The organism is Actinomadura sp. NAK00032 (genome assembly GCF_013364275.1).
In the GTDB taxonomy this organism is placed as follows: domain Bacteria; phylum Actinomycetota; class Actinomycetes; order Streptosporangiales; family Streptosporangiaceae; genus Spirillospora.
In genome coordinates, this window is record NZ_CP054932.1 from 5,278,740 (window position 1) to 5,304,800 (window position 26,061).

Below are 26,061 nucleotides of genomic sequence, written 5' to 3' on the forward strand. Positions count from 1 at the left end.
CCGGCTCAGTGCCCGGCGTGCGCCGGCCGCCGTAGCGCGGGGGCCAGCCAGCGGCCGAGGAAGGCGCGGAGCTCCGCGTCGCCGCGCGGCGGCCCGCTCGGGTGCTGCAGCAGCGACGTCAGCACCCGCAAGATGATCTCGGCGAGGCCGCCGAGATCGTCGTCGCCGACGCCGGCGGCCGCCCAGTCCACCGGGTAGCGCCGCAGCATCCGGGCGCCGTAGCCGATGACGTCCGCGGTGATGGCGCCGCGGCCGAGGGCGCCTGAGTCCCCCAGCTGCAGCACCAGGCTCAGGCGCGGCTCCGCCGGGATCGTCCGCACGCAGAAGACCATGCCCTCGACCACGGCCTCGGCCGGGTCCGCGATGCCCTGGACATGGGCGATCAGCCGGTCGACGAACGCCTCCGCGCCCTGCGCCGCGACCTCGCCGATGATGTCGGTGACCCGGGCGAAGTGGCGGTAGACGGTCTGGCGGGTGACGCCGAGCTCGTTCGCGACGTCGGTCAGAGTCGTCTTCGCGGCGCCGTGCCGGTCGACGCAGCGGGCGGTCGCGTCGACGATGCGCTGACGTGCCTCGGCCTCCGATGCGGGAGGGCTCCCTCCCCAGCCGTGGTGCGCCATGGCATCAGGATCCCACAGGCTCCGCGGCCGGGCGCGCCGCGACCGCGCGCAGTGCGGCGCCGATGAGCCCCGCCGCGGCGACGGCGCACAGCACGACGTACCAGAGGCTGCCGACCGGCGTGCCCTGCTCGGTGACGCCGCCGTCCGACGCGAGGTAGTCGGGCATGGCGACCAGCCAGAGGACGGCGAGGACGCCGAGGTAGAGCGCCGGGTAGATCCGCACGAACAGCGGCGACGCCACCGGCGGAACCGCTCCCCCGCGCGGCGCGCGCACGGCGTCCGCGAGCAGCAGCAGCCCGGCGACCCAGACCACGGCGAGTTCCGCACTGAGGACGGCGCGCTGGATCCCGAGCTGGTCCTCGCCCCGGAACGCGCCGCTGGGCGCGCTCACGATGATCATCGCCAGCGGCGTCACCGCGCCCGCGACGGCGGACCGCCAGCCGACCCGCGCGCCGCCGAGCGGGCCGCGGCCGTCCCTCGGCGCGGTCAGGCGGACCGCGAGGTAGGTCATCGCGCCGAACGACACCGACGCGAACAGCAGCATGCTGTTCATCGGCACCGAGGCGAGCGCCGGCTGGTTGATCATCTCGTTGGCGGGGTTCCACGCCCACCACTTCAGCTGCGGGCCGAGGTGGTCGAAGACCTCGTAGAAGACCTGGCAGGCGAACGCGACCGCCACCGAGCCGGCCAGCGGGCCGCGCCGCGCGAACACGCCGAGGGCCCGGACCAGCTCGTAGGCGAGCTGCGACAGCGCCGGATAGAAGGCGATGATGTAGAGCGGCAGCCGGTCGTACATGAACTGCACGGTGAACACGTTGTGGGAGAAGATGAACCCGACGTGCTCCTCAAGGCCGAACCAGCCCGGGAAGTAGAGCGGCGGCTCGATCACGGCCAGGTACACGACCGAGGCGGTCCACAGCGCGAGGTTGACCGGGTCGCCGTCGCGCCGCCACCGCCGCCACGCGTGGACGAGGGCGAACACCGCGCCGCCGACGATGAGCAGCTCCAGGACCGGCATGGTGCCGCTCTCCAGGCCGAACGGGTCGCGGACGGTCACGAACGGGTGGGCGTCGCGGCAGGAGAAGCCCAGCCCTTCGGCGATCCGCTCGGCCACCGCGTCGCAGGTGCGGTCCATCGCTCGTCCTCCGCTCACGCGCCGACGAGGTCGCCGCGGTCGGGGCCCGCCGCCGGCGGGCCGGTGTAGCCGGTGAAGTCGGTGCCGGGCGGGTCCTCCCGCTCGTCGAACCCGTAGGGGACGACCGTGCGGCCGAGCCGCCGGCGCACCTGGTAGCGGACGATCCCGAACCAGAACCGGGGGTCGGCGGCCATCTCCCGCAGCGACCGGTCGAGGTTGAACACCTGCGCGAACGTCCGCTCGACGTAGGCGTCCTCGCGTCCGGCGGCGGTGATGGCGTTGAACACCGGCCAGCTGAACCGCGCGGTCAGCCGGCGCCGCCAGGGTGCGGCGACCTCGGTCCCGGTCGCGAAGTCGTAGGCCTGGTCGCGGGCCATCGCGAGCATCCACGGCACGTCGAGGGACTTCTTCTGCAGGGCGAGGAACTCGCGGAGGAAGGCGGGGTCGAGGGCGCCGCGGCGGCGCAGCACCGCGCCGAGGATGAGCGCGGAGCGGGCGGCCGAGCTCATGCCCTGGGCGTAGAACGGGTTGAAGGCGCAGATCGAGTCGCCGACGCAGACCAGCCCGGCCGGGGGCGTGTCGAGCAGGTCGAAGCGGCGCCACCGGTTGCCGGTGGAACGGGTCAGATGCACCTCGGAGACGGGCGTGCACGCGCGGGCCGCCTGCCCGAAGGCCGGAGCCCGCACGCGGTCCACGGCCGCCTCGAACGCGTCCGGCCTGCTCGGCATCTTGATGCCCCACGACCCCATGCACACGATGGCGCGGTCGCCCTCGATCGGGAAGAAGTTGCTGAGGAACTCGTGCTCCTCGGGGTGGCGGCCGGTGTCCTGCGCCGGCGTGATGACCAGGTGCCGCCACCACCACGACTCCGGCCGCCGCCCGGCGGGCGGCAGGTCGTACCAGCGGGAGGTGTAGGTGACCTTGGCGTCGAGGGTCCGCTCGGGCGGCGCGGGCCAGCCGGCCTCGCGGAGCCAGTCGACGACCGAGGACCCGCGTCCCAGCGCGTCCACGACCAGGTCGGCGGCGAGGTACTCCTCGCCGTCACCGGTGCGGTACTCGACACCCTCGACGCGCCCGCGCGCGGTGCCGCCGCCGGCCGAGCGGAGCCCGGTGACGGTCGCGCCCTCGCGGATCTCGATGGCCGGCAGCTCGCGGACCCTGTCCCGCAGGACCCGCTCGATGAGCAGCCGGGAGCTGTAGACCATCGTCATCGATCCCGACTTGCGCGGCGCCCAGCCGTCGTTCTCGCAGTACGCGGCGTCCATCGACGGCATCAGCCGCATCCCGCCGGCGGCGATCAGGGCCTCCTCGAACCCGGGGAAGATCTCGCCGATCGCGCGGCGGCCGGAGTTGAGCAGGAAGTGCGGGTGCTTGCTCTGCGGGACGCCCCGGCGGTGCTCGGCGTCCGGCGGGATCCGGTCCCGCTCCAGGACGACCACCTCGTCGAAGTGCCGCGCGAGCACCCCCGCGGCGCACAGCCCCGCCACGCTGCCGCCGAGCACCACGGCCGTCCGTCCGCGCATCCGAGCCTCCATTCATACAGATGATGGATGAATGTATGATTGGCGACGGACGCGCGTCAATGCCCCGGCCCGCGGCAAGGCCCCCGCACACCCCGTTCACGGTCCGTGTTCTAATGATCACAAGACTGACGGTTCCGGCGGGAGCGAAGGGTGCGCGTCTCGAACGATCCGGGCGGCCCGGCCGCCGCCCCGAGGCGGAGCGGGCGCACCGCTCCGCTCAGCTGGCCGGCCGTGGTGCTCTGGCTCGTCGGGATCACGGCGGTCCTCGCGGTCACCGGCGTCGTCCTCAGCCGGGAGACCGGCCTGGCCCCCTTCCTGGTCTTCCTGCCGACCCTCATCTCCGGGCGGGGGACGGTCCGGCAGACCGCGGTCGCGTCCGGGTGGGCGACCCTGGTCATCGCCGGCTCCCTCATCCGCAGCCCGCTGGACGGCGCGGCGGCCAACGCGAGCGTCCTCGTCTTCGCCATCGCGCTGAACGGGCTGAGCGTGGCCCAGGCGGAGCGGCGCGTCCACCGGGAAGGGGAGATCACCCGGCTGCGCTCCGCCGCGGCCGCCCTGCAGCGCCAGATCCTGCGCCCGTTCCCCCTGGCCACCGATGAGCTCACCGCCCACGGCCTGTACGAACCGGTCGAGGAGGACAGCCTGGTCGGCGGCGACGTCTACGAGGTCATGGCCACGCCGTACGGCAGCCGCGCGTTCATCGCCGACGTCCAGGGCAAGGGGCTGCCCGCGATCAGCACGGCGTTCTCGGTGCTCAGCTCCTTCCGCGAGGCGGCACTGGCGGAGCCCACCCTCAGCGGCGTCGTGGAGACGCTCGAGAAGTCGGTGCTGCGGCACAACTCCTTCGCCGTCCAGACCGGCGAGGAAGAGCGCTTCGTCACCGCGTTCGTGCTGGGCGTCGGCTCGGAGACCAAGGTCCAGGCCATCAACTGCGGCCACATCCCGCCCTACCTCATCGACGAGGAGCGCACCGGCCGGGTGCCGCTCGGCGAGGCGTCCGTCCCGCTCGGGCTGGCCTCCCTCAGTTCCGAGCCGCGCCCCGTGAAATGGTTCGACTTTCCGTACGGCTCCACACTGCTGCTGTGCACCGACGGCGTCACCGAGGCCCGGAACCCGGCCGGCGAGTTCTACCCGCTGGAAGAGCGCGTGGTCTCCTGGAAGGACGTCCCCGCGGCGGACATCGCCCCGACCGTCCGCCACGAGTTGCAGGAGTACACGCGGGGCGGACTGGCGGACGACACCGCGCTCCTGATCCTCCACAGAGAACCGGCGACCGCGCCGGGCCGCCCCCCGACCCGGCGGCCGGAGGTCCCCCCCTGATCCCCGGCCGCCGGGCATGCGCACCCCAGCGGGGGCGCCGGGAGCGCCTTGGCGGGGCGCCGGCCCCGCCAAGGCCGAGACACAGCCTGGCCGGAGCGGCGGTGGGAGCACATCGGTAGAAGAACCGATCCTACGTACCGATTCATGAGCCGTTCGCGAATACGGTAGCCGTCCGTGTCATGTTGACTACACTTCAAGGGTCCCCCTGGTAGCCGGACTTACGGCGTAGCTGACTGGAGGCGGCCTTGTCGCTGACCGCGGCACTGGAACGGCAGACGGGAAGACTGCCCGCGGAACTCACCAGCTTCATCGGCCGCAAGGCGGAACTGGAGCAGGTACGGCGGCTCATCGAGACCCACCGGCTCATCACGCTGACCGGGCCGGGCGGAGTCGGCAAGTCCAGGCTCGCGGTGCGCACCGCCGGCCTCGCGCAGGGCGCCTTCGACGACGGGGTGGCCTTCGTCGGGCTCTCGGGGCTGACGGAGCCGACCCTGCTGGCGCAGACGATCTGCGACGCGCTCGGGGTGGCCGAGCGGGGCGACTCCGCCATCGCGCGGCTCGCCGACCACCTCGCCGACCTGCGGCTGCTGCTCGTCCTGGACACCTGCGAGCACCTGGTCGACGACTGCGCGATGCTGGCCGAGCTGCTGCTGCGCGCCGCCCCCGGGCTGCGCGTCCTGGCGACCAGCCGCCAGCCCCTCGACGTGATGGGCGAGTACACCTTCCGCGTCGCGCCGCTCGGCCGGCCGCGGCCGGGTCCGGGCGCCGCCGACGGCGAGGAGTGCGACTCGGTGAAGCTGTTCGCCGAGCGCGCCGCCGCGACCGTCCAGGGGTGGACGCTCACCGGCGACGACCGCGACGTCGTCGTCCGGCTGTGCGACCGCCTCGACGGCATCCCGCTGGCGATCGAGCTCGCCGCCGTCCAGCTGCGGACGTTCTCGCTGGACCAGATGCTCGGCCGGCTCGGCACGCACCTGTTCCAGGTCCGCGGCCGGCGCACCGGCCTGCAGCGCCACCAGACGCTGCGCGCGGCGGTCGACTGGAGCCACGAGCTGTGCTCGGCCGAGGAGCGGCTGCTGTGGGCCCGGCTGTCGGTGTTCGCCACCGACTTCGACCTGGACGCGGTCGAGCAGGTCTGCGCCGGCGGCGGGCTGCCCGCCGCGCAGATCGTCGAGGTGCTCACGGGCCTGCTGGAGAAGTCGGTCGTGCAGCGCGCCGACCGCGGCGGCCGCGTCCGCTACCGGATGCTCGACACCCTGCGCGAGTACGGCGCCGAGCGCCTCGCCGCGCAGGGACCGGGCGAGGAGGTCCGGCTCCGGGACCGCTGCTTCGGCTGGTACGCCGGGCTGCTGCGCCGCGCCCGCCTGGACCTGTCCAGCGCGGCGCAGGTCCGCTGGCTCGACTGGTTCGGCTGCGAGCGCGCCAACATCCGGGCGCTGCTCGGGCAGGTGCTGCCGGCGGCGGACGAGGAGATCCTCCGGGAGTCCATGGGCGCCCTCGGCCGCTTCTGGGCGCTGAACGGCATCCTCGGCGAGAGCCGCCACTGGATGGACCGGCTGCTGGAGACGCGCGACACCACCGGGCCCGGCTGGTCGGACTTCCTCACGGTCGCCGCGCTGACGATGACGCTCCAGAACGACCTCGCCGTCTCGGGCGAACTGCTGGAGCGGGCGCTGGCGCAGGCGCGGGCGGAGGACGACCGGGACGGCTGCGCCGCCGCCCTGGCCGGCCAGGGCGTCGCGGCGCTGTTCGCCGGCGACTTCGACCTGTCGCTGCGGCTGCTCGGCACCGCCGGCGACCTGTACGGCGAGACCGGCTACGACGACCTGTTCGTCCTGCTCACCGAGGTGTTCCGGGCGCTGGCGCACCTGTTCGGCAACGACCTGCCCGCGGCCGTCGCGCACGGCGACCGGGCCGTCCGGCTCGGCGAGGAGCGCGGCGAGCTGTGGGCCCGCTCCTACGGCATGCTCGTCGGCGGGCTGGCGCTGTGGCTCTCCGGCGACCTCGACGCGTCGCTGCGGCGGCTCCGCCGGTCGCTCCGCATCAAGCGCGACCTCAACGACGGGCTGGGCGTGACCCTCGGGCTGGAGGGCATCGCCGGATGCCTGTGCAGCGGCGGCGAGTTCGTCCGCGCCGCACGGCTCCTCGGGGCGTCCGACCGGATGCGCGAGACCACCCAGACCGCCTGGTTCGGCCCCCACCACGCCGTGCTCCGGGACGTCCACATCGACCAGGCGGTCAAGGCCCTCGGCGAGGAGCGCTACCGCGCGGCCTTCGAGGAGGGCCAGCGGATGCCGCTCGCCCAGGCCGTCGACGACGCGCTCGGCGAGCCGGCGGCCGCCCCCGGCGGACCCGCCGCCCGGCCGGCGGGCGGCGCGCACCCGCTGACCGAACGCGAACTGCAGGTCGCGGTGCTGGTGGCCGAGGGGCTGTCCAACCGCGACATCGCCGAACGGCTCACGATCGCCAAGCGCACCGCCGACTCCCACCTCGAGCACATCCTCGCCAAGCTCGGCTACTCCTCCCGCGCCCAGATCGCCGCCTGGATCACCGCGCAGGACGCCTCGTCCAGCTGAGCGGATCAGCGCGTCCGGCTCCTTCTGGACCGCAGGGCGAGGACGAGGCGCAGGACGGCGGTGGCGGCGCCGGCGGTGGCGGCGGCGCCGAGCGCGGCCGTCGCGTCCGGAACCCATGTCCAGACCTGGCGCAGGCCCATCCGCATGAGCGGTACCGCGGCGATCCACGGCAGCGCGCCCGCCAGGATCCAGGCGCCCGTCGCGGCGGTGCCGCGCAGGCCGGTGGCGGTGGACGCGGGGCGGCGCAGGAGCCATGCGGAGCGTCCGGCCGCGAGGATGAGCGCGGCGGCCAGCGCCGTGGCCGTGCCGACGGCCAGGTAGTACGGCGCGGCGGACGGGGCGGGGCCCGGCCGCCCGCCCGCGAGCATCCGGGCGGCGCCGAAGCCGATGTGCATGACCGCCCCGTCCTGGAGGAGCCCGTACAGGTTCTGCTGGAGGACCAGGGCGAGGTTCCGCTCCGGTAGCAGGAACACCATCGCCGAGTAGCCGGGAGTGCCGCCGGTGTGCCAGACGGCGCGGTCCAGCGGTGCGTCCAGGCCGCCGACCCGCCAGCCCAGGCCGTAGCCCGTCCCGGCCCCGGTCGGCTGGAGCGTGCCCTCCCGGCGCATGAGGCGCACCGATCCGGGCGACAGGACGCCCGGTGCGCCGCGGAGCTGGAAGGCGGCGAAGGCGGCCAGGTCCCCGAGGTCGCCGCCCAGGTAGCCGTAGCCGGCGCCGGAGTCGTCGAACCCGCCCGCGGTCGCGGCGGGCAGCCCCCACAGCAGCCGGTGGCCGGGGGCGAGGCGGCGCTCGCGCGCCGAGGCCGCGTCGGCGATGGCGCCGTCCATGCCCGCCGGGGCGAGCACGGCCTCCCGCAGGTGGTCGGCGTAGCGGCGGCCGGTTACTGCCTCGACCACGGCGGTCAGGACCAGGTAGTTGGCGCTGGTGTAGGCGTAGGCGGTGCCGGGCGGGCCGAGGGGCTCCACCCCGTCCAGGGCGCGCAGGCGTCCGGCCGGACGCGGGCAGTCGGCGTCCAGGCAGTCGGCGACCTCGAAGGTGGCGGAGGCGGGCAGGCCGGAGGTCTGGTTCAGCAGGTGGCGGACCGTGACCTTGGAGGCGTGCGCCGCGCCGCCGAAGCGGAAGCCGGGCAGGTGCTCGGTGACCCGGTCGTCCAGGCCGAGCCGGCCCGCTTCGACCAGGGCCATCACGGCGGTGCCGGTGACCGGCTTGGCGACCGAGCCCCACAGGAACGGGGTCCGGGCGGTGACGCGGTCGCCGCGGCCGTCGGTCCCCCACCAGCGCTGGTGGAGCGGACCGCCGGGCCCGACGACGGCGTAGGAGAGCCCGGGGACGCCGGCGTCCTCCATCCGGTCCCGGACGAAGGCGTCGATGTCCCCGTACCGATCGGTCCGGGCCTGGGCGGGCGCGATCGGGGTGCAGACGAGCACGAGCAGCAGGGCCGCCAGGCCCGCGGCGGCACGCCGCAGACGGCTGCGCATGGGGTCCTCGCAAGTTGTGAGGGGATAACAATATGGACATACGGTTTTTATCGTACGGTGGTATGGTTATCAAGTGCCGAGGACAGCCGACCATGAGCAGCGCCGCCGGCAGATCGCGGTCGCCGTCTGCGGCCTGATAGCCGAGCACGGCCTGGACGCCGTCACCGTGGCCCGCACGGCCGCCGCCGCCGGGATCTCGGTCGGCCTGGTGCAGCACTACTTCCGCACCAAGGACGACATGCTCCTGCACGCCTTCGGCCACGTCAGCGAGCGGATCCGGAGCAGGATCGACGAGCGGGTCCGGGCCGGGACGCGGCACCGGCGGCCCATCTCGCACGTGCTGGCCGAGGCGATGGCGGAACTGCTGCCGCTGAACGAGGAGCGCCGCACCGAGTTCCGCGTCGCCAGGGCCTTCGCCGGCCGCGCCCTGGACGCCCCCGCGCTCGCCGAGGTCGACATCCGGACGGCCCGCGCGCTGCGCGCCGACATCGCGCGGGCCGTCCGCAACGGCAAGGAGTGCGGAGAGGTCGAGCCCGGCCTGGACCCGTGGCCCGCGGCCGTCCGCCTCGCCGCCGTGACCGACGGCCTCGCGGCGCAGGTCTACCGCGATCCCGGCGGCGTGGACGGCACGCCCGCCGAGCGGCTGGCGGGCACGATCATCGAGGCCGAGCTCGCCGCCGTCTTCACCGGCGAGTGCCGCCAGTACCAGGGGCGGTGACCGGGCCCGGTTCCGGCTAGCGGACGGTCATGGGCGCGAGGCCGAGGGCCGTGAGCGCCTCCGCCCCGCGTGCGGCGTGCTCGCCGCCCGCGAGCACGGCGGTCCGCGCCGACTGGTAGCGGCAGCCCGCGGCGTCGAACGCGTCCGCCGTGGCGAGCAGCCGCTTCGTGTCGCCGTCCAGTAGCGCCTCCGCGCGCTCCACGATGGCTCCGGCCACCGGATTGCCCTCGGTGAGCTCGCGGGCGCCGGCCAGGCGGTCGCGGGCGCCGGGGCCGCCGGCGAGCACGGTGGCCTCCGCGCGCAGCGCGACGTACCAGTGGAGCCAGGTCCAGGTGACCCACCTCCAGACCTCGCCGGGCTCGGGGGCCGTCCGCTCCAGCGCGTCCGCCGCCCGTCCGTCGTGGAGGAGCAGCAGGGCGTCGAAGACCGCGCCGTAGCCGTGGAGCCGGCCCGGTGACGTGCCGAATTCCGCCATGACCGCGTCCCACTCCCGCCGGGCCGCCTGGTCGCCGCGCAGGCCGTGGACCGCGGCGACGGCCGTCACCGCCGGTTCGAGGTCCGGCCGCACGGGGCCGCCGCTCCGCCAGGCGTCCAGGAACCGGACGGCGCCGGTGAGCACGCCGCCGGCCTCGCCCGCGAGCGCGTCCGCGACGAGCTGCCAACTCGTCGCGCGGTGCCCCACCTCGGCCAGCGACGGATGGTCGGCGAGCATCCGCGCCCAGCGCCGCGCGCCGGGCAGGTCGCCCGCGCCGATCGCGGTCTGGGCCGCCTCGCCGAGCGCCTGGACGAGCTCGTGGGTGACGGCGGGGCCGGCCGGCGCGGACGACAGCAGGGTCACCCGGCGGCGGGCCGTGGCCGCGGTGGCGAACGGGTCGCCGACCCAGCTCTGCACGGCGGCGAGCGCGTCGAGCGCGGCGGACTCGGCGGGCGCGGAGCCGGTGCGGTGGGCGAGGTCGGCCGCGCGCTCGGCGCGCGCGAGGGTCTGCGCCACGGCGTCGCCGCGCGGGTCCTGGTCGGCGCCGAACGCGTCGGCGGCCGAGGCCGCCTCGGCCAGCGCGACGGCGGCGCGCGCGGCGGGATCGCCGCCCGCGTGCTCCCGCGCCTCGGCGATCAGCGCGAGCGTCTCCGCCGGGGACGGCGGCCGGACGAACGTGCCCGCGAAGCGGTACACGGTGGTCGCGGCGGTGGCCAGGTCGGCGGCGGAGCGCGCGGCCTCCCCGGCGCGGCGGGCGGCGTCCGCGGCGGCGCGGTGCAGGCGGTACATGTCGTCGCCCTGCATGCGGCACCCGGCGACGGCGGCGGCGTCCCGGAGCATCGCCGCGGCGGCGCCCGGGCCGCCGGCGAGCGCGGCGGCCTGCTCGTACCGCTGCTGCGACTCGCCGACCAGGTTGCGGGTGAAGGCGAGCTCCGCCAGGTGCCGCGCGAGGTCGTGGGCGTCCGCGCGGTGCTCCGGCTCGCCGGCCGCCCAGGCGAGGGCGGCGCGGAGGTCGTCGGCGAGGGCGTCGAAGCGGGGCCGCCGGTCCGCTCCGGCGGCGGCGAGGCCGGCGGCCCCGGCCAGGCACCAGCGCAGGTGCCGGGCGCGGGTGCCGGCCAGCTCGCCGGCCTCGGCGAGCCGCTCGGTCCCGTACTGCCGGATCGTCTCCAGGGCCCGGTACTGGGTCGCTCCCCCGGACGCCCGCACGGCCAGCAGGCTCTGCTCGGCGAGGCGGGCCAGCCCGTCCACGGCGGCGCCCTCCCCCACCCCGGCCACCTCGGCCGCCGCGGCGGCGGTGAACGGCGCGACGAACACCGACACGCGCCGCAGCAGCTCCCGTTCGACCGGCTCCAGCAGGGCGTGGCTCCAGTCGACCGCCGCCCGCACCGAGCGGTGCCGGTCGTCGGCGCGGGAACCGCCGGTGAGCATCCGCAGCGGGTGCGACAGCGCGGCGGTGAGACCGTCCAGCCCGAGCGTGGGGTACCGGGCGGCGGCCAGCTCGATCGCCAGCGCCATGCCGTCCAGCCGCTCGCAGATGGAGCGGATGTGGTCGTGCAGGGGCGGGTCCAGCGGCCAGCCGATCGCCGTCGCGCGCTCCTTGAACAGCGCGACCGCGTCCGCCCCGCCGTCGTCGGACAGCGACAGCGGCGGGACGGGGTAGGCCCGCTCGAACGGCACCATCAGCCGGGCTCGGCTCGTCGCGAGCACCGTCACCCGGGGGCACGCGGCGAGCAGGTTCTCCAGGAACGGCGCCACGCCGTCCCGCACCTGCTCGCAGTTGTCCAGGACGAGCAGGACGTGCCGGTCGGCCAGCGCCGCCGCCACCGAGTCGGCCATGCCGCGGCCGGGTTGCTCGCCGAGGCCGAGCGCGGCGGCGACCGCGTCCGCGACCATGCCCGGGCCGGTGACCGGCACCAGGTCGACGAACCACACCCCGTCGGCGAACGCGCCGGCCGCGTCCGCCGCCACCGCCAGCGCGAGCCGCGTCTTGCCCACCCCGCCGGGGCCGACCGCGGTCACCTGCCGGTGCCGCCCGATCAGCGCGGCCAGTTCGGCGCGCTCGGCCGCCCGCCCGACGAACGTCGTCAACGGGGCCGGCAGGGCGGGCACCGTCTCCGCGGTGCCGGGAGCGCGGCGGCTCGCGGCGGCCTGCGCGGCGAGCGCCCGCCGGTCCGGGACGTCCAGCTTCCGCAGCAGCGAGGAGACGTGGCTCTCGGCGGTGCGGACCGAGATGAACAGCCGCGCCGCGATCTCGGCGTTGCTGAGATGGTCCCCGACCAGCTCCAGTACCTCGGCTTCTCGGGGCGAAATGTCCACTGTCACGGCCACGGCCCCATTGTGGCGCAGCCCCCTCCGTGCGTGATCCGTGCCGGCGGTCCGTAGGCGGCTCCGTAGTCGGCACGGATGTGGCCGGACCGGGCCTGGAGCCAGGCTATGAGCCATGAGCAACGCACCCAGTCAGGGAATCAAGACCGTCCTGCACCCCGTGAGCGACCTGGCCAAGGCCAAGGCCGTCTACGCCGCCCTGCTCGGCACGGCCCCGCAGACCGACTCGTCGTACTACGTCGGGTTCGAGGTCGGCGGCCAGCACATCGGGCTGGTCCCGGACGGCGGGCCGCAGGGCATGACCTCGCCGGTGGCCTACTGGCACGTGCCGGACATCGAGGCGAAGACCGCCGAGCTGACCGCCGCCGGCGCGGCCGTCAAGGAGGCCCCGCACGACGTCGGCGGCGGACGCCTGGTCGCCACCGTCACCGACCCGGACGGCAACGTCCTCGGGCTGATCCAGGACAGCTGACTCCACCTGCCCCAGAAGACGCCGGACCCCTCACCAGAAAGAAGCGTCATGAACTCCTTCGAATCCATCACCCTCGAAGTCGCCGACACCGCCGCCGCGGAGGCCTTCTACTCGGCCTTCGGCCTCTCCGACCACGTGGACGTCCGCGCCTCGGACGAGCCGACCACCGGCTTCCGCGGCTTCGCGCTGTCGCTCGTCGCGTCCCAGCCCGGCAACGTCGACGCGCTCATCGCCGCCGCCACCGGCGCCGGTGCCGCGGTGCTGCAGCCCACCGAGAAGTCCTTCTGGGGCTACGGCGGCTTCGTCCAGGCCCCGGACGGCGCGATCTGGAAGATCGCGTCCTCGAAGAAGAAGGACTCCGCGCCCGCCGCGCCGGAGTTCGAGCAGGTCGCGCTGCTGCTGGGCGTCGCGGACGTCAAGGCGAGCAAGCGGTACTACACCGGCCGCGGCCTGGCCGTCGCCAAGAGCTTCGGCGGCAAGTACGCCGAGTTCGACACCCCGGGGTCGGCCGTCACGCTGGCGCTCTACCCGCGCCGCGCCCTCGCCAAGGACGCCGGCGTGGACCCGGCGGGCACCGGCTCGCACCGGCTCGTCCTGGTCGGCGGCGGCGAGGCCGTCACCGACCCGGACGGGTTCGCGTGGGAGCCCGCGCCCGCCCGGAGCCGGGCCTGAACCGGCCCGGCCGGTCAGCGGCGGAGCGAGACGCGGACGTCGCCGCCGTCCGGCCGGACCGCGTCCAGCATCCCGCTGGGGATGCGGAACACCCGGCCGGGCGCGGTGGGCCACGGCAGCCGCCGCTCGGCGAGGGTGCGGCCGTCCTGGACGACCGCGACGCGCGGGAACGGCACGTACTCGTCCACCCAGGCCAGCAGCCGGCCGCGGGCGGGGCCGCGCCCGCCGGGCCGGTGCGTCGAGGGAGAGATCCAGCGCAGCGGCGCCGCCGCGACGATCCGGACGGCCTCGCCCGGACGGTCCCCTCCCGCCAGGTGGTCGAGGACGCCGCGCGCCGCGTGGGCGCCGTCGAGGGCCGCGATGTCGGCGGTGTCCACGGGGTGCAGCAGGTTGCCGGCGGCGAAGACCCCCGGGCGGCTGGTGCGCAGCGCGCCGTCGACGGCCGGGCCGAGCGTGCCGGGGTCGATGTCGAGGCCGGCGGAGCGGGCGAGTTCGTTGTCGGGGATCCAGTCCCCGGTGAACACGACCGTGTCGCAGGGCACGACGTGCCGCCGGCCGGTGTCGACGTCCTCGATCTGGACGGCCTTGACGCGGTGCTTGCCGATGATCCGGGTGACGCGGGTGCGGGTGCGCAGCGGCACCCGCAGGCCGAGCCGGCCGGCGACGGGAAGGGCCGCGTACGCCTCGCCGCGCGGCCGCTCCGAGGTCATGAGGACGGTGCGGCAGCCCGCCTCGCGCAGGGTCAGCACGGCCGACCAGCTGACCAGCTCGCTGCCGACGACGACCGCGCGCAGCCCCGGGCGGCGGTGCTGCAGATGCACCAGGTTCTGCAGATGGCCGGTGGTGAAGACGCCGTCCGGACGGTCCCCGGGCACGAGCCGCGCCGTCCGGGGCCGCTCCCGGGCGCCCGTCGCCAGCAGCACCGCTCCGGCGCTGACCTCGTACAGGCCGTCCGGCGCGGTGACCTCCAGGGCGCCGCCGGCGGACCAGCCGGTCACCATGGCGCCGGTGCGGATCTCCGCGCCCGCGCGCTCGGCGGCGGCCGCCATCCGGCGGGCGTAGTCGGGCCCGGTCAGGACCCGGTGGAGGTCGCGGACGCCGAACCCGGTGTGGGCGCAGTGCCGCGGGATGCCGCCGGCGTACTGCTCGCGTTCGAGGACGAGCGTCCGGCCGGGAACCGCCCCCGCGAGCTCCCGGGCGGCCCGCAGCCCCGCCGGGCCGCCGCCGACGATGGCCACCGCGGGCGTCAGCCGGGTGCGCGTCGTGCTCATCGTTCGCCTTTCTCGTCGGTGTCCCCGCCGGCCGCGCGCAGCGCCCGCTCCAGCATCCCGGTGACGTTCGCCCCGCAGTAGAAGCCCTGGCAGCGCCCGTTCATGGCGCGGGTGCGGCGGCGGAGCCCGTCCAGGTCGCGCGGCGGGATCGTGCTCGCGAACGCGTCGCGGATCTCGCCGCGGCTGACCCGCTCGCAGAAGCAGGTGATCGTGCCGTACTCCGGATCGTCCGCGATGCGGTCCGCGTCGGCGTACGGGCGCGGGAACGCCTCCCCGATGTTGGGCATGCGCGGCGGGTCCGGCAGGTCGGTGCGCTCCCGCAGCTCCAGGCCCGCCTCGCCGAGGAGTCCCAGCAGGTGCTCGGCGACGGCCATGCTGGAGGTGAGCCCGGTGGAGCGGATGCCGCCCGCGACCGCGTAGCGCCGCCCGGCGTCCACCTCGACCGTGTAGTCGGAGACGTCGCTGGCCGCGCGGAGCCCCGCGTAGGACGCGGTGACCTCCTCCCGCAGCAGCCTCGGCATGATCCGCTCCCCGCGCTCCAGCAGGAACGCGTAACCGTCCTCGGTGGTCGAGGTGTCGGCGCGGTCGGTCATGTCCTCGGCGGTCGGGCCGAGCATCACGTTGCCGTAGATCGTCGGGCTGATCAGCACGCCCTTGCCGAGCTTGGACGGCACCGGCAGCACGATGCGGTCCACCAGCGGCCGGGCCTGCTTGTCGTAGACGAGCAGCTGGCCGCGGCGCGGGTGCAGGTGGAACCGGTCGTGGCCGAACCGGGCGTCCAGCACGTCGCCGCCGAGCCCGGCGGCGTTGACGACCCACCGGGCCCGGACGTCGCCGCCGCCGGTGTGCAGCACGGTCTCGTCCGGCCCCGGGGTGACGGACTCGACGCGGTGCGACCGCAGCAGCCGCGCGCCGCGCCGGACCGCGTCGGTGGCCAGCGCGAGCGTGGTCGTCCAGGTGCAGATGATGGACTCGCCGGGGACGGTCAGCCCGCCGAGGGCGCCGGGGCCGAGCGCCGGGACCTGCCGGTACACCTCGTCCGGGCCGACGATCCCGCTGTCGGCGTAGCCGTTGCGCTCCGCCTTCTCCTTCAGGCCCGGCAGCGCGGCGAGCTGCTCGTCGTCCCAGGCGACGAGCAGCGCCCCGGTCGGCTCGTAGGGGATGCCGGTGCGCTCGGCGTAGTCCTTGAGCAGCCGGTAGCCCCGGGCAACGAGGCGCGCCTCCAGGGTGCCGGGCGAGGCGTCGAAGCCGGTGTGCAGGATCGCCGTGTTCGCCTTGCTGGTGCCGTCGCCGACGTCGTCGCGCGCCTCCAGCAGGACGACGTCCAGCCGGTGCCCGGCCAGGGCTCGGGCGATGGCCGAGCCGACGACGCCCGCCCCGATCACCGCGACGTCGGCGACGCGCCCGGATTCCGGCGCGGTCTGCGGTGTGCTCACTCCTTCTCCTTCTCCTTCTTCGCGATCGCGGAGCTCTCGACGGCCGCCCGCCACCGGGCCCGGAAGGCGGCGGCCTCGGCGGCCCCGATCCGGGGGGTGTAGGCGGTGTCCGGCGACCAGTCGACGACGGCGTCCGCGAGGGGCAGCGCCGGGTCGAGGGCGCTGCGCGCGAACGCGACGGCTCCGAGCGCCGTGGCGTGCTCGGACGGGTACACGTCGACCTGGGTCTGCAGCAGGTCGGCGACGGCCTGCATCAGGACCCGGCTGCGGGTGAGGCCGCCGTCGACGCGCAGCCGCGGCAGGGCGGCGCCGGTGTCGCGGGCGGTGCAGTCCGCGAGCTCGGCGACCTGGGCGGCGATGCCGTCCAGCACCGCCTTGACCAGGTGCCCGGCCGTGGTGGACAGCGTCATGCCGGTGAACGAGGCGGTCGCGTCCGGTGCCCACCACGGTGCCGACAGGCCGGCCAGCGCCGGCACGCACAGCACCCCGTCGGCGTCCGGCGCGGCGACCGAGTCGAGTTCCGGCGCGCCGCCGACCAGGCCGAGGTCGCGCAGCCAGCGCACCGCCGAGGCCGCGGTGGGGACCTGCCCGTCCAGGCAGTAGGACGTCCGGCCCCGCGCCCGCCACGCCACCGACGCGGCCAGCCCCGACCCGGACCGGACGGGCGCGGTGCCCATGTTGGCCAGCAGGAAGGCCCCGGTGCCGAACGTGCACTTGGCCTCGCCCGGTTCCAGGCAGCGCTGGGCCAGCAGGGCGGCCTGCTGGTCGACGACCAGGCCGCCCACCGGGGCCCGGCCGCCGAACGCCGTCGTCTCGCCGACGATCTCGTCGCAGGCGGCGATGCGCGGCAGCCGCTCGCCGGCGAGCCCGAACACCTCCAGCAGCTCGGGGCTCCACGCGGCCGTGTCGAGGTCGGTGAGCAGCGAGCGGGACGCGGTCGCCGCGTCGGTGACGAACTCGCCGGTGAGCCGGTGCAGCAGCCAGGTGTCGGACGTCGTGACGACGCCGTCGCCGGTGAGCCGGTCCCGGATCCAGCGCATCTTCGGCGCGGAGAAGTACGGGTCGAGCACCAGGCCGGTGCGGTCGGCCACCAGGCCGGCCCACTGCGCGCGCTCGGCGCAGATCCCGGCGGACCTGCGGTCCTGCCAGACGATCGCGGGTGTCAGCGGCTCACCGGTGGCGGGGTCCCAGGCCAGGACGGTCTCGCCCTGGTTGGCCAGGGTCACGCCGTCGATCCGCGCCCCCGCCTCGGCGACGGCGCGCCGCCCGGACTCCAGCACCGAGTCCAGCAGCTCCCCCGGGTCCTGCTCGACCCCGCCGCCGGACAGGTAGCGGGGGTGCACCGGCAGTTCCACCACGCTCAGGACGCGGTCGGAGCCGTCCACGACCATGGCCTTCGTGCCCGAGGTGCCCTGGTCGACGGCCAGCACGGTGGTCATGGGCGGCCCCCGGCGGACTCGGCCGGACGCCCGGGCTCGTCGTCGTCCAGGACCTTGTCGATGTCGTGCATGTCGGGCATGGTGAGCCCCTTGGTGCCGTGCCGGATGAGCAGGTAGGCCAAGTACACCGCGCCGATGGCCGACATGACCGCGACGTAGCGCCAAGGCTCGGCGAAGGACGCGTCACGGAAGATCATCAGCTCGTAGACCAGCCAGCAGACGGCCACCACGAGCACCGGGACCTCCCAGCGGCCGAGCTGGAAGCCCTTGGACGGCGGCAGGTTGCGCCGCTTGGCCAGGTACAGCGCCACCGTCGCCGCGTAGATGATCGCGGGCAGCAGGGTCGCCGCGGAGAACAGCGAGAACAGCGCCTGGGTGGACCGGGCGAACAGCGCGAGCAGGATCTGCGCGACCGCGAACATCAGCACGGCGGCGTTCAGCGGGGTGCCGGTCGAGGGGTTGATGCGGCGCAGCATCTGCCAGCCGGGGAAGCGCTTGTCGCGCGCCATCGCCCACACCAGCCGGGCCCCGCTCAGCAGGATGACCAGGCCGCAGGAGAAGATCGAGATGACGACGAGCACCAGCAGGCCCTTGCCCACGTAGGAGCCGAGCACGCGGGTGATGACGTCCGCGACCGGGGTGTCGGACTTCGCCAGCGCGGACGGGTTCTCCGCCAGCGCGGTCACCGCCACCAGGAACAGCATGCCGAGGATGCCCAGGCCGAGCACGGCCTGCGCCATCGCCTTCGGCACCACGCGCGCGGGGTTCTTGGTCTCCTCGGCGAGGTTCGCGGCCGACTCGAAGCCGACGATCGTGAACGCGCCGAGCAGGAAGCCGAGCGCCCACGGGCCCACCGAGGTCGCCCCGCCGAGGGAGTAGTAGCCCTCGCTCGGGACGTCGCCCTTGCTGAACAGGGTGCCGAAGTCGAGGTCGCCGGTGAAGGCGCCGACGGCGAACAGCAGCACGGTCAGCGAGACCATGCCGATCAGCTGGATGGTGACCGCGACGGTGTTGACCCGCTGCGTGGCGCGGGTGGACAGCGCCACCAGGATCGCCTGGAGGAGCACCACCACGGCGGTGATGACCCAGGCGTTCTGGCTGGTGCCCTCGTACTGGAACAGCACCGGCAGGATCGTCGCGGCGATGGTGTAGTCGACCGCGCACACCACGACCGCGAGGAAGGTGAACGAGATCCAGCCCATGATCCAGCCCAGCACCGGGTTGGCCAGGCGGGACGTCCACTGGTAGGCGTAGCCGCTGACCGGGATCCGGGCCGCGAGCGAGCCGAAGACGAGGGCCACGCACAGCTGGCCGACCACGACGACCGGCCACGTCCAGATGCCCATCGGGCCGGAGCTCTGCAGCACCGAGCCGTAGGCGGTGAAGATCCCGGTCGCGATCGACACGAAGCCGAACGCCACCGCGAAGGAGGCGTACCAGCCCAGCTCGCGCTTGACCTCCTGCGCGTAGCCGAACTCCGAGAGGCCGTCACCGGACCCGCTCCCGGCCGGGGATCCCGGCGCCGCCGCGGGCGGCGGCATGGAAGAATCGGCCATTGATCGTCTCCTTGCACGTGTCATGAGGGTTGGGCGATCGGGCCGGGTGACGTGGCAGCGTCGCCCGGCCACCGTGAACTCACCCGGCGGCCACGATGAGGCCGCCGGACTCCTCCAGGGCCTCGCGCAGCGCCGGTGGCGGCGTCGTGTCGGTGATCACTTCGTCGAACGCGTCCAGCCCGCACACGCGGTGCGCGGCGACGCGGCCGAGCTTGCGGGAGTCCGCGAGCACGTACGAGCGGACGGTGTTCGCGATCATCACGCGGCGGGTCGCGACCTCGTCCAGGTGGTAGTCGGTCAGCCCGGCCGCGGCGTCCACCCCGCCGGAGCCGAGGAAGGCGACGTCGGCGTTCAGGTCGGCGAAGAACCGCGCGGTGCCGGCGCCGGAGCAGGCGAGGTCGCCGGGCCGCAGCCGGCCGCCCGCCACCAGCACCTCGACCCGCGGCCTGCCGGCCAGCTCGGCGGCCGCCAGCAGCGAGCACGTCGCGACCACGCCGTGGTGGTCGGGCGGCAGCGCGCGGGCCACCTCCAGCGCGGTGGTGCCCACGTCGATGATGACGGTCTGCCCCGGCCGCACGAGCGCCGCGGCGGCGCGGCCGATGGCCGCCTTGGCCTCCCGGTCGGCGCCGGCGCGCTCGGCGAACGGCGCCTCCTCCCCCGACGACCCGGCGGCCACGGTGGTCGCGCCGCCGTGCACCCGTACCAGCTCCCCGCGGCGCTCCAGCACCATCAGGTCGCGGCGGACCGTCTCGGCCGACACCCCGAGCAGGACGGCGAGCTCCTCGGTCCGCACCACGGACCGGTCCCGGAGCGCCTCGCCGATCCGGCGGTGCCGCTCAGGCGCGAGCACGGCCGCTGCCCGACTTTGTGGAAGATTGACCGAACATATGGAGAATTCTGCATAAGTTTGGATTTTTGTCAAGACATCCCAGGTCAGCGCCGCAGTACGACGCGTCCGGGGCGGCGCTCCGGCTAGCGGGGCGCGGCAGCACCGGAGGGTCCGGCCGCGGCCCAGGCCGCCTCGACCAACTGGAAGACCTCGTCGACCGCGGCCTGCGGATCGGCCGCCTCGCGGGCCACGGAGAAGGCGGCGACCACGAACCGGGCGATCGCCCGGCAGGCCGTCGCGGACCGCGCCGGGCCGGCGTCGGCGGCGATGGCCGCCGCCAGCGACTCCGCATGGCGCAGCCGCATCGACTGCTCGTACTCCCGCAGCGCCGGGGACTCGTCGATCATGCGCCAGACCGGGGCCGCCCCCTCCCCCGTGCAGTGCCGCACCAGGGCATGGATCTCGCGGCGCAGCGCGGGGATGAGCGGCTCGTGCGGCTCCCGGCCGGCGACCGCCCCCACGAGGCGCTGCTCGAAGTCGGCGTCCTGCTCGAACACCAGGGCCTCTTTGGAGGCGAAGTGGGCGAAGACCGTGGTGACGGCCACGTCCGCCTCGGCGGCCACGTCCCGGATGCCCACCGCGTCGTACCCGCGCTCGGCGAAGAGCCGCAGCGCGGTGTCGGCGATCTTCTGGCGGGTGGCGGCCTTCTTGCGCTCGCGGCGGCCGGGGGGCGCGGTCATAGCTTGACACTATCAGGTACGAAACAAAAACGGTTTTGAAAAGCTAACCGTTAGCGCTATGTTCGCCGCATGAAGAAGGTGAGCTACGCCGAGTTCGGCGGTCCGGATGTGCTGCGACTCATCGACGCGGAAGCCCCCCACGCGGGCCCCGGGCGGATACGCGTCGCCGTGCGAGCGGCGGGGGTGAACCCCGTCGACTGGAGGATCCGCGAAGGCCAGTTCCAGCAGGCCCGTCCGATCGCGCTGCCCGCCGGGGTCGGGCTGGACGCCGCCGGAGTGGTGGACGAGGTCGGCGAGGGCGTCGAAGGGGTCGAGCCCGGCGACCGCGTGTTCGGCGAGGGGTCGAGCACCTACGCCGAGTTCGCCGTGCTGTCGGACTGGGCCCGCATGCCCGCGGGCCTGGACTTCGACGAGGCGGCCGGGTACCCCTCCGTGGTGGAGACCGCGCTGCGCGTCCTCCGCGAGGTCGGCGTGCGGCCCGGGCAGACGCTGCTGGTCAGCGGCGCGTCCGGCGGCGTCGGCTCGGCGGTGCTGCAGATCGCCCGCGACCGCGGCATCGCGGTGGTCGGCACGGCCGGGGCCGACAATCTGGACTACCTGCGGAGCCTGGGCGCCGCCGCAACGGCGTACGGCGCGGGCTGGGCGGAGCGGGTGCGGCGGCTCGGCCGCGTCGACGCGGCGCTCGACCTCGCCGGGTCCGGTGTGATCCGCGAACTCGTCGAGCTGACCGGCGATCCGGCGAAGGTGGTCTCCATCGCCGATCTCGACGCGCCCGCGTTCGGCGCCCGGTTCTCCGGCGCGGCCGGGAGCATGCGGGACGCGCTGGCCGAGGCCGTCGACCTCATCTCGCGGAGAAGGCTCCACATCCCGGTCGCGCGGTCGTACACGCTGGCCGAGGCCGCCGCCGCGCACGTCGACAGCCGGGCCGGCCACACGCGCGGGCGGCGCGTCATCGTCGTCTGAAAGCGGGGCGGGCGCCGCGACCTCGGTCGCGGCGCCCGTCCCGGTGTCCCCTCCGGCTCAGGCCAGCACGCAGTGGGTGCCGCTGAAGATGGTCGGCATGCACTTGTTGCAGTGGATGCACAGGGAGCGGGTGGCCGGCTCGGCCTGCATGCGGTTGAGCAGGTCGGGCTCGCGCAGCAGGGCGCGGGCCATCGCGACGAACTGGAAGCCCTCGGCCATCGCCAGGTCCATGGTCTCGCGCCGGGTGACGCCGCCCAGCAGGACCAGCGGCATCTTCAGCGCGGCGCGGAACTGGCGGGCGCTCTCCAGCAGGTACGCCTCCTCGTAGGGGTAGCTGCGGATGAACTTCCCGCCCACCAGCTGGACGCCCAGCCTCACCGGCTGGGGCATGGCGGCGGCGAACTCCCGCACCGGCGCGTCGCCCCGGAACAGGTACATCGGGTTGAGCAGGGAGCTGCCGGCGGTCAGCTCCAGGGCGTCCAGGCCGCCGTCCTGCTCCAGCCACTGCGCCACCTGGAGGCTCTCGTCCAGCCAGAAGCCGCCGGGGACGCCGTCGTCCATGTTCAGCTTGGCCAGGACCGCGATGCGGTCCCCCACCGCGTCGCGGACGGCGCGGGCGATGCCGCGCACGACCTTGGCGCGGTTGGCCAGCGAGCCGCCGTACTCGTCGGTGCGCTTGTTGATCTTCGGGCTGAGGAACGAGCTGGCCAGGTAGTTGTGGCCGAAGTGGATCTCCACGGCGTCGAACCCGGCCTCGATCGCCAGCAGCGCCGCACCGGCGTGCGCCTTGGTGACCCGCTCGATGTCGTCCCGGGTCGCCGCGCGGGTCATCCGCAGCGACTGCGGGTTGAAGGCGCGGGACGGGCCGAGCGAGGGCAGCCCGTTGGACTTGCCGTTGGCGACCGGGCCCGCGTGCCCGATCTGCGCCGAGACCGCGGCGCCCTCGGCGTGCACGGCGTCGGTGAGGCGGCGCAGCCCGGGCAGCGCCTCGCGCCGCATCCAGATCTGGTCGCGCTCGGTACGGCCCTCGGGCGCCACGGCGCAGTAGGCGACCGTGGACATGCCGACGCCGCCGGCGGCGTGGCGGCGGTGGAACTCGATCAGCTCGTCGCCGGCCAGCGCGTCCTTGGTCACGCCCTCGAAGGTGGCGGCCTTGATGACGCGGTTGCGCAGTTCGAGGGGGCCGAGCTTGGCGGGTGCGAAGACGTCCGGAGTGGTCATGTGCTCTCCAAGGGGAAGCGGGTCGTGGCCGCGGGGTGGGAGCCGGGGGCGCGTCCGCTGCCGCGGTTTCAATCACCAGTCAATCACTGATTGAAGAGTGCTTGCGCAAGGTGTGGTGGAATGGCCGGATGCCCGACGAGAGCGCGTCGACCCGGGAACGCCTGCTGTCCGCGGCCGAGCGGCTCTTCGCCGGCAAGGACCCCGACCAGGTCTCCCTCCGCCTGATCAACGCCGAGGCGGGCCTGAACCCCGCAGCGGTGCACTACCACTTCGGCTCGCGGGAGGGGCTCGTCACGGCCCTGCTGGAGCGCGAGCTGATCCCGCTCTGGGCCGACCGCCTGGCACCGGTCGTCGAGGCCTCGGAGCGGCCCGACGCGGGGCCGCTCCCGATCGCCGGCCTCGTCGCGGCGATCGTCGAGCCGTTCGAGGAGCTGATCCGCACCGAGAAGGGCCGGATGCTGTGCCGCCTGCTGGCCCGCACCGCCCTCCCCGACGGGCGACTGCCGGTGTCCTCCCCCTGGTTCAGCCCGGCCCCCTTCGAGGTCATGCTCTCCCGCGCCATGCCCGAACTGCCCGTCCGCGAGATCTCCGAGCGCTGGCGCCTTGCCTTCACCCTGCTGCTGGAGATCTACGGCCGCGCCGCCGCCGACGGCCGGTCCCCCGTCCGCCCGGAGGCCCTCGTCTCCTTCCTCACCGCAGGGCTGACCGCCCCCGCCCGCGGCTGACCGCGAGGGCTGCCGCGAGATCCGGAGGCGGTCTCCCCTCCGGCGGCCCGTTCTTCTCTACGATGCACGGAATCGCCCTTCCTGGGGAGGCCCGCATGGATTCCGCGTCTCCGGTGGCGGCCGCTCGCTGGGCCCGCGTGGTCGCGGTCGGGGTGAGCTGCGGTTTCGCCTTCGGCGGCTACGTCGGGATCATCAACGCCGAGCACGATGGCAAGCCGGTGGCGGCCGCCCTGCTCACCGCGCTGGTGCTCCTGCACCTGCGCAACTGCATCCGCTGGTCGGACGACGACCGGGCGCGGGGCCGGCAGTCGATGCTGGGAGTCCAGGCGGTCCTCACCGCCGCGGGCATGGTCTGGTACGCCTCCACCTGGTACGGCAACTCCGGGTTCCTGGCGGCGGCGTTCCTGCTGCTCGTCCGCCGGCGGTGGGCGGCGTGGGGCGGCTTCGCGCTGGTGATCGCCGCGCAGTTCGCCGCCGCGCTGCCGGTGCGGCCGACGGTCGCCGAGGCGGCCTACCTCGCGGTCGGGCACGCGGCCTTCGTCGGCATCGCGCTGTACGGGGTCGCCCGGCTCGCCGACCTGATCACCGACATGCGGCGGACCAGGGACGCGCTCGCGCTGGCCCAGGTCTCGCGCGAGCGGCTGGTCTTCGCGCGGCAGCTCAACGAACGCGTGGGCGTGAGCCTCGAACGGGTCGTCCGGGACGGGGACGCGGCGGACCCGCCGGCGGTGAGGCGGCGGCTCGACGTGGCGCGGGCGGCGCTGAACGAGACGCGGTCGGTGGCGCACGGGTACGGGCGCGAGCACCTCGCCGGCCCACCCGTCGCGGACGACCTGACGGCCACCGCGGCGGCGGTCCTCGGCGCGGCGACCATCTGCCTCATGATCGTGCCCACCGAGCTGCGGCAGTTCCTCCGCGTCGACCTGAGCGCCCTCGAAACGGCGGTGTTCTGCACGGCGCTCGCCGCGTTCGTCCTGCTGTTCCTGCGCGCCTGCGCCCCCACGCGCCGTCCGCCGTGGACGCTGGTCGTCTTCGTCCCCGCCCTGGGCCCGCTGCTCCTGTTCGACCTGTCGGTGTGGCACGTGGTCCTCTTCCTGCCGGGCCTCGTGCTGGTCGTGGTGCGCGGGTGGGCGCGCTGGGTCGTGGCGGTCCCGCTGATCTGCCTGGACCCGCTGCTGGTGATCTGGGACGCGCAGCTCGGCGACCCGACGCCGCTGGGCATGGCCTACGAGATCGTGTGGTCCGGCGAGCGGGCGCTGCTGGTGTGCGGGCTGGTCCGGATGGGCGAGCTGGCCCTGCGGGTCAAGGAGGCGCGGGCGGAACTGGCCCGGGCGGCGGTGGCCCGCGAGCGGCTCCGGTTCGCGACCGACCTGCACGATCTGCTCGGACTCGGGCTGTCGGTGGTCGTCCTCAAGAGCGAGCTGGCACTGCGGCTGCTGGACAGGGATCCCGACCGGGCCCGCGCCGAGCTGTCGGAGGGCCTGGCGGCGGCCCGCCGGGCCCTGGCGGACATGGAGGACGTCGTGGCCGGGCGCGGTGAGATCGCGCTCGTGGCGGAGGCCGAGTCGACGCGCGCGGCGCTCACGGCCGCGGGGATCGAGGTGTCCGGGACGCTCCAGCCGGTGCCGCTGCCGGCGGAGACCGACGCGCTCCTCGCCACCGTCCTGCGCGAAGGGGTCACCAACGTGCTGCGGCACAGCGACGCCGACCGGTGCGAGCTGACCGTCGAGCCGGTCGCGGAGCACGTCCGGTTGCGCCTGGTCAACGACGGTGTCGCCGACCGCGTCGGCGCGCCGGGCGTGGGGCTGCGGAACCTGGCGCGCAGGGTGCGGGAGCTGGGCGGGACGCTGACCGCCGGCGGGGACGGGGACGGCTTCCGGCTCGTGGTGGAGGTGCCGCTACAGCCAGCCCTGATCGGTCGCGATGCGGATCGCGTCGATGCGGTTCCTGGCGTCGAGCTTCAGGACGGCCGACGACAGGTAGTTGCGGACGGTGCCCCGGCTCAGTGAGAGCGACCGGGCGATGTCGCCGGCCTCCGCACCGGTCGCCGACAGCCGGAGCACGTCGGCCTCCCGCGCGGTGAGCGGGCTGTCCGACCGTTCGAGCTCGGCGAGGGCCAGCTGGGGATCGACGACCCGCTCCCCCGCGACGGCCTTGCGGATCGCGTCGATGAGGTCGTCGGCCGGGGCGTGCTTGAGCAGGAACGCCGAGATCCCCGCGGCCAGCCCCCGGCGCAGGTATCCCGGTTTGCCCAGGCCCGTCAGGACGACCGTCCGGCAGGCCGGGAGCTTCACGCGGAGTTCGGCGGCGGCGTCCAGGCCGTCCATGCCGGGCAGGTCGATGTCGAGCACGGCCACGTCGGGGCGGGTCCGGACGGCCGTGTCGACGATCTCGTCGCCGCGCTCGACCATGGCCACCACCTCGATGTCGTCCTCGAGCCCGAGGACGGTCGTCAGCGTCTCCCGCAGGATCCGGACGTCCTCGGCGACCATCACACGGATCATGTGAATCCTTCACATCGAACTGCTGAACCCGGCCACTACCGGCGAATTCTCCGGATTGCGAGT

At 74.8% G+C, this 26,061-nt stretch carries 21 protein-coding genes; 8 read left to right on the forward strand and 13 right to left on the reverse strand.

What is annotated here, in order from left to right; all coding sequences use genetic code 11:
* Positions 1 to 5: 5 nt before the first annotated feature.
* The 3 genes from HUT06_RS24605 to HUT06_RS24615 are packed head-to-tail and all read right to left on the reverse strand — an operon-like array spanning position 6 to position 3,278.
* Positions 6 to 620 (reverse strand): TetR/AcrR family transcriptional regulator, encoded by a 615-nt coding sequence (locus tag HUT06_RS24605; protein ID WP_176197891.1) that lies wholly within the window; start codon positions 618 to 620, stop codon positions 6 to 8.
* Between the two features lie 4 nt (positions 621 to 624).
* Positions 625 to 1,755: a hypothetical protein gene (locus HUT06_RS24610; protein WP_176197892.1), complete on the reverse strand. Its 1,131-nt coding sequence runs from the start codon at positions 1,753 to 1,755 to the stop codon at positions 625 to 627.
* Positions 1,756 to 1,769: 14 nt separating this feature from the next.
* The gene (locus tag HUT06_RS24615; RefSeq protein ID WP_176197893.1) at positions 1,770 to 3,278 is read right to left on the reverse strand and encodes an NAD(P)/FAD-dependent oxidoreductase; all 1,509 of its coding nucleotides are present in this window, start codon (positions 3,276 to 3,278) and stop codon (positions 1,770 to 1,772) included.
* 150 nt (positions 3,279 to 3,428) lie between these two features.
* Between HUT06_RS24615 and HUT06_RS24620 the strand changes: the two genes are divergently transcribed.
* On the forward strand, positions 3,429 to 4,598 hold the full coding sequence (locus HUT06_RS24620; RefSeq protein ID WP_176197894.1) for a PP2C family protein-serine/threonine phosphatase: 1,170 nt from the start codon (positions 3,429 to 3,431) through the stop codon (positions 4,596 to 4,598).
* Between the two features lie 245 nt (positions 4,599 to 4,843).
* The gene (locus HUT06_RS24625; RefSeq protein WP_176197895.1) at positions 4,844 to 7,174 is read left to right on the forward strand and encodes a LuxR C-terminal-related transcriptional regulator; all 2,331 of its coding nucleotides are present in this window, start codon (positions 4,844 to 4,846) and stop codon (positions 7,172 to 7,174) included.
* 5 nt (positions 7,175 to 7,179) lie between these two features.
* On the opposite strand, the gene HUT06_RS24630 is transcribed toward HUT06_RS24625, so the two are convergent.
* Entirely contained in the window at positions 7,180 to 8,652 is a 1,473-nt protein-coding gene (locus tag HUT06_RS24630; protein ID WP_176197896.1) for a serine hydrolase, read from the reverse strand.
* Between the two features lie 73 nt (positions 8,653 to 8,725).
* Between HUT06_RS24630 and HUT06_RS24635 the strand changes: the two genes are divergently transcribed.
* Entirely contained in the window at positions 8,726 to 9,370 is a 645-nt protein-coding gene (locus HUT06_RS24635) for a TetR/AcrR family transcriptional regulator (RefSeq protein WP_176197897.1), read from the forward strand.
* Positions 9,371 to 9,386: 16 nt separating this feature from the next.
* Here the strand turns inward: HUT06_RS24635 and HUT06_RS24640 are convergent, their stop codons facing one another.
* Positions 9,387 to 12,173 (reverse strand): LuxR C-terminal-related transcriptional regulator, encoded by a 2,787-nt coding sequence (locus HUT06_RS24640; RefSeq protein WP_254715364.1) that lies wholly within the window; start codon positions 12,171 to 12,173, stop codon positions 9,387 to 9,389.
* A gap of 112 nt (positions 12,174 to 12,285) precedes the next feature.
* Between HUT06_RS24640 and HUT06_RS24645 the strand changes: the two genes are divergently transcribed.
* Positions 12,286 to 12,642: a VOC family protein gene (locus tag HUT06_RS24645; protein ID WP_176197899.1), complete on the forward strand. Its 357-nt coding sequence runs from the start codon at positions 12,286 to 12,288 to the stop codon at positions 12,640 to 12,642.
* Positions 12,643 to 12,690: 48 nt separating this feature from the next.
* Positions 12,691 to 13,314: a glyoxalase gene (locus HUT06_RS24650; protein WP_176197900.1), complete on the forward strand. Its 624-nt coding sequence runs from the start codon at positions 12,691 to 12,693 to the stop codon at positions 13,312 to 13,314.
* Positions 13,315 to 13,328: 14 nt separating this feature from the next.
* Here the strand turns inward: HUT06_RS24650 and HUT06_RS24655 are convergent, their stop codons facing one another.
* The 6 genes from HUT06_RS24655 to HUT06_RS24680 all read right to left on the reverse strand — a co-directional run bounded on the left by HUT06_RS24655 (position 13,329) and on the right by HUT06_RS24680 (position 20,585).
* Positions 13,329 to 14,585: an NAD(P)/FAD-dependent oxidoreductase gene (locus HUT06_RS24655; RefSeq protein WP_176197901.1), complete on the reverse strand. Its 1,257-nt coding sequence runs from the start codon at positions 14,583 to 14,585 to the stop codon at positions 13,329 to 13,331.
* Positions 14,582 to 16,021: an NAD(P)/FAD-dependent oxidoreductase gene (locus tag HUT06_RS24660; protein WP_176197902.1), complete on the reverse strand. Its 1,440-nt coding sequence runs from the start codon at positions 16,019 to 16,021 to the stop codon at positions 14,582 to 14,584. The genes HUT06_RS24655 and HUT06_RS24660 overlap by 4 nt, the downstream gene beginning before the upstream one ends.
* Complete coding sequence (locus tag HUT06_RS24665) at positions 16,018 to 17,460, reverse strand: FGGY family carbohydrate kinase (protein ID WP_176197903.1); 1,443 nt, start codon at positions 17,458 to 17,460, stop codon at positions 16,018 to 16,020. Before HUT06_RS24665 ends, HUT06_RS24660 begins: the two co-directional genes overlap by 4 nt.
* Complete coding sequence (locus HUT06_RS24670) at positions 17,457 to 19,016, reverse strand: amino acid permease (protein ID WP_254715365.1); 1,560 nt, start codon at positions 19,014 to 19,016, stop codon at positions 17,457 to 17,459. Before HUT06_RS24670 ends, HUT06_RS24665 begins: the two co-directional genes overlap by 4 nt.
* Positions 19,017 to 19,095: 79 nt before the next feature.
* Entirely contained in the window at positions 19,096 to 19,866 is a 771-nt protein-coding gene (locus HUT06_RS24675; protein WP_176197904.1) for a DeoR/GlpR family DNA-binding transcription regulator, read from the reverse strand.
* Positions 19,867 to 19,988: 122 nt separating this feature from the next.
* Positions 19,989 to 20,585, reverse strand: a complete 597-nt coding sequence (locus HUT06_RS24680) for a TetR/AcrR family transcriptional regulator (protein ID WP_176197905.1) — start codon at positions 20,583 to 20,585, stop codon at positions 19,989 to 19,991.
* Between the two features lie 69 nt (positions 20,586 to 20,654).
* Here HUT06_RS24680 and HUT06_RS24685 point away from each other — a divergent pair, with 69 nt between their 5' ends.
* Complete coding sequence (locus HUT06_RS24685; protein WP_176197906.1) at positions 20,655 to 21,548, forward strand: NADP-dependent oxidoreductase; 894 nt, start codon at positions 20,655 to 20,657, stop codon at positions 21,546 to 21,548.
* A 57-nt stretch (positions 21,549 to 21,605) separates the two neighbouring features.
* On the opposite strand, the gene HUT06_RS24690 is transcribed toward HUT06_RS24685, so the two are convergent.
* Positions 21,606 to 22,769 carry an NADH:flavin oxidoreductase gene (locus tag HUT06_RS24690; protein ID WP_176197907.1) on the reverse strand — a complete coding sequence of 388 codons (1,164 nt, stop codon included), beginning with the start codon at positions 22,767 to 22,769 and terminating at the stop codon, positions 21,606 to 21,608.
* Positions 22,770 to 22,897: 128 nt separating this feature from the next.
* Here HUT06_RS24690 and HUT06_RS24695 point away from each other — a divergent pair, with 128 nt between their 5' ends.
* Positions 22,898 to 23,494 (forward strand): TetR/AcrR family transcriptional regulator, encoded by a 597-nt coding sequence (locus HUT06_RS24695; protein WP_176197908.1) that lies wholly within the window; start codon positions 22,898 to 22,900, stop codon positions 23,492 to 23,494.
* Positions 23,495 to 23,589: 95 nt separating this feature from the next.
* On the forward strand, positions 23,590 to 25,503 hold the full coding sequence (locus HUT06_RS24700; protein ID WP_176197909.1) for a sensor histidine kinase: 1,914 nt from the start codon (positions 23,590 to 23,592) through the stop codon (positions 25,501 to 25,503).
* On the opposite strand, the gene HUT06_RS24705 is transcribed toward HUT06_RS24700, so the two are convergent.
* Positions 25,393 to 25,998: a DNA-binding response regulator gene (locus HUT06_RS24705; protein ID WP_176197910.1), complete on the reverse strand. Its 606-nt coding sequence runs from the start codon at positions 25,996 to 25,998 to the stop codon at positions 25,393 to 25,395. The genes HUT06_RS24700 and HUT06_RS24705 overlap by 111 nt on opposite strands.
* Between the last annotated feature and the right edge of the window lie 63 nt (positions 25,999 to 26,061).